This is a genomic window from Fluviicola sp., assembly GCF_030151805.1.
In the GTDB taxonomy this organism is placed as follows: Bacteria; Bacteroidota; Bacteroidia; order Flavobacteriales_D; family Crocinitomicaceae; genus Fluviicola.
In genome coordinates this window covers 1-3,846 of the sequence record NZ_JASLCN010000249.1, presented here as the reverse complement: position 1 = coordinate 3,846, position 3,846 = coordinate 1, and the positions used below count along the sequence as shown (strand labels likewise).

Genomic DNA, 3,846 nt, shown 5'->3' with positions numbered 1-3,846 from the left:
GTAGAATTCACGGTAACTGCGGTCGTCCATTCCGCGAACATGCATATAACCCAATTTTCCACCGGAGAGTTTTTCGGTCATAGCCTGCATGCGTTTCACCCAGCGCTGGTAAAGCAACTCGTTTTGTACTCCTGCTGAAATCGGTTTAATGATTTCTTCCCAGCGTTTTCCACTTGCCGGATCGTAAATAGAAAGTAATACCGGTTTCCCGACTTTGCGGTTTAACAAGGAATAATAGTTCAATTCCGGTTTGATTTCGACACCGTCAATTTTTTCAATGATCGCACCCGCCTTGATTTTTGTTTCGGAACTTACCAGCGGACCTTTATCCAGGATCTCCGCAATTTTAAGCCCGGTTCCTGTAAAACTTTCATCCAGAATAACGCCCAATTGAGCGGTTTCGTCCCCATTTTCTTTTCTTGCATAGAAACGGCAACCGGTGTGGGAAGCATTCAGTTCACCCAATAATTCGCTGCACATTTCAGCAAAATCATAGTTATTATTGATGTGAGGAAGGAATTTTGCATAGGTCGTTTTGTAATAATCCCAATCGGTTCCCTGCAAATCAACTACGTAGAATTTCGCCTTGACCTGGCGCCACATGTGTTCGAACAAATAAGCGCGTTCTGCATATCCGTCTTGCGTTCGTTCCGCTCTGAAAGGAATGTCCTTTTGTTCCCCTTTTTCAAGATCCAAACGCGTTAATCTTCCATTGACGATTGCGTAGATATTCTTACCGTCTTTATCCATTGAGGCACTCCAAACACCATTTGCTTTCAAAGGAATCAGCATCTTGGTTTCGTGTTCTTTAAAATCACGAACGTATAAATTCACACCGTCTTCATTCGGAGTCAGGTAATACAATTTTTCACCTTTCGGATCCATGAAAGCGTCATTCAGGAAAGAAGAATTTTCAGTCAAACGAACCTGGCGGTCAGCCAATCCGGTCAAATCAATTTTTAACGGTTCTGTTTTCTTCGTTGTATCTGCTTTTTCCGTTTTTCCTTTTTTAGCAGGTGTTTCCGTTTCCTTCGGTTTTTCCTTGTCCGTTTTCTCTTTTTGTTCCTTCCAAAGTTCGTAATCCGCCTTTTTCATTTTAAACAGATCAAAAGCATTCTGATCCAGGAAAAGACCATATGCATCCTGCTGAGAACCATGACTTGCCACATTTTTCATTCCGTCTCTGTCTGAGAACCAAAGGATCATTTTTCCGTTCATCTGGAATTTCGGACCACCGTTCGAGAAACCGTTTTCTGTCAGTTGAAGCATAGGACTTTTCCCGGTTACATCCACCAAACCGATTTGATCGTGCCAGTTTCCGTCCACCAGGAAAGAGACCAGGATGTATTTGCTGTCCGGAGACCAGTTGAATGTTTGATCTCCGTCACTGTATGAATAGTTTTTGGTAGCAGGCAGCACATTGCGGATTTTTTTGCTTGCGATATTGTAAACACTTACACCCGTTCTGTTTTCCAAAAACGCGATTTCTTTCCCATCCGGAGAAAACTGCGGCTGGAATGATTCGTTTTCTGTTACGATCAGCGGTTCTTCCTTCAAAAGAGTAGAAGCGTAGAAATGGCTTTCTTCTTTTCGGATCAACGTCGTTTGGTAAACGCCCCAAATGTTCTTTCTTTCGGAAGCATACAAAACAGCTTTTCCGTCCGGTGAAAAACTCACGTTGCGTTCTTCTTCCGGCGTATTGGTAATTTGCTTGGTAACGCCGTTTTCCAGTGAAACTGCAAACACATCCCCGTGATTGATGAATGCAACCTCTTTCCCGCTCGGAGACACCGAAATCTCAGAAGCATTTCCTGTTTCGGTTACATTTTTGATATCTGCATTGCGGTCTTCGCTGTTGATCTCAATACGCACTTTTTGCGGAGCTCCTCCTTCTTTCTGCGTATAAATTTCACCGTCATATCCATAACAAAGTGTATTGTCGTTTGAAATAGAAAGGAAGCGAACCGGGTTTTTATCGAATTTGGAAATCTGTGTGCTTGAATTCGGGCTGTTCGGGTCCATTTTCCAAACATTGTATGATCCGCTTTTTTCGCTTAAGTAAAAGAGTGCAGATTCATCACCGTTCCAAACAGGGTTGCGGTCTTCACCGGCAAAATCAGTCAATTGTGTAAACTTGTCGCCACTTTTTTCATACATCCACACATCGCGTGCAACGGATGATTGGTGGTGTTTTCTCCACGGATCTTCGTAACCTTTTTTATCGTGGAAAACCATTTTTGTTCCGGCTTTGTTCCACTTGATATTTTCAGCGGTAATAGATAATTCCTGTTTTTCGCGACCTCCGTCAATTCCTACGGAATACACTTCACCCAAAGCTCCGTATGGAAACTGCGACATAGCAGCGTTATCCAAACGAGAAGCAGTGAAGATGATTCGTTTACCATCGGCAGAAAGGCATTGCGGAAAATCACCGCTTGAGTTAAGAGTCAGTCGTTTGGTATTTCCTCCCTGAAGCGGAATGGAAAACACATCAAAATTTCCGTAGCGATCCGAAGCAAAATAGAGCGTTTTTCCATCCGGTGAAAACACCGGCATGAAATCATACGCATCACTCAGCGTGACCGGAGTTGCGGTTCCTCCGCTTGCGGCAACCTGGTATAAATCACCTTTATATTCAAATACAATCGTTTTCCCGTCAGGAGAAATAACCGGGTATCTCATCCAAAGCGGAGCATTTGATCCATCTTCAGGAGCAGCGGGCATTCGGAGGCTCATCACCATCGCGCCAATCATTGTCCAGGCAAATAGTTTCTTCATACATTGATTTTAGAATTTTAAAAATAGCGAAATATTACAGAGTGTGCTTCCTTCTTGTGAAGGACGGAAGAAAAAGGGGATAAACAAGCAATACAATCAATGAAATCAACCATTTGGTTAATTTTTTTTAAATTATTTACAACCCCGCGAAAAGGGTTGTATCTTTAATAAAAACAGATACTTATGAGAAAAATTACTCAACTATTCATGATGTGTTTGGCTCCGATCGCTTTTGGCCAAACAAACCATCAGATTAATGCCCAATCGATGTCCTGGTCTCCCAATGATATTACCATTGATATGGGGGATTCCGTAACATGGGTCAACAATAATAACGGAACACACAATGTAAACGGAACAACGGCAACTTATCCCGCGAATCCGGAGTCGTTTTCGATGTTGACAACCGGTTCAAACTGGACCTTCGGAAAACGCTTCAATGTTCCGGGAATTTACATGTATCGCTGCGATGTTCACTCAACAATGATGACCGGAAAAGTGACCGTGATAGATCCGAGTTTAGGTTTGGCAACGAATCAAACTTCGGGATTTGTTTTCGGACCGAATCCGGCGGAAGATATGATTACTATTCAGGCGAACACAGCAGATTTTAAAGTAACTGTATACGATATGCTGGGACATCAGGTTCTGTCGCAACACATGGTAGATCAAAACCAACTGAATGTTTCAGCATTGAATAAAGGAATGTATTTGATAGAAATTAATGTGGAAGGAAAACTAATTCAGCAGAGATTGATGAAAAATTGAAATGAAATTAGTTTTGGAAGCCCACCGGTCAACAGATTGGTGGGTTTTTTGTTTGTTAGAGGATTTAAGAAGTAATTTCTCAATTCTCTTACAAAACCTAAACACATTACCTCATCCCCATTCACGATTGTCTGGTACCAACTGCCCGTCGTCAATCAAATGCTAATCACATTTCCCTTCTTGCTGATTCCTCTAATTCGGCATTCATATCCCGATAGCTGTCGGGACGTAATTCATAATTTTGCAACAGATATAGCATAGATATAGCATAGATATAGCATAGATATAGCATAGATATAG

2 protein-coding genes are annotated in these 3,846 nt (G+C 42.0%); one reads left to right on the top strand and one right to left on the bottom strand.

Annotated features, from left to right (window positions below; genetic code table 11):
* Positions 1-2,778: peptidase S41 (locus Q1V93_RS09615; RefSeq protein WP_300664143.1), on the bottom strand; the 2,778-nt coding region annotated here is incomplete at its 3' end.
* Between the two features lie 183 nt (positions 2,779-2,961).
* Between Q1V93_RS09615 and Q1V93_RS09610 the strand changes: the two genes are divergently transcribed.
* Positions 2,962-3,546, top strand: a complete 585-nt coding sequence (locus Q1V93_RS09610) for a T9SS type A sorting domain-containing protein (RefSeq protein ID WP_300664142.1) — start codon at positions 2,962-2,964, stop codon at positions 3,544-3,546.
* Positions 3,547-3,846: the final 300 nt, after the last annotated feature.

What these genes read in the sequence shown, in the direction of transcription:
- Q1V93_RS09610 (WP_300664142.1), top strand. Translation starts at nt 2,962, where the DNA reads ATGAGAAAAATTACTCAACTATTCATGATGTGTTTGGCTCCGATCGCT.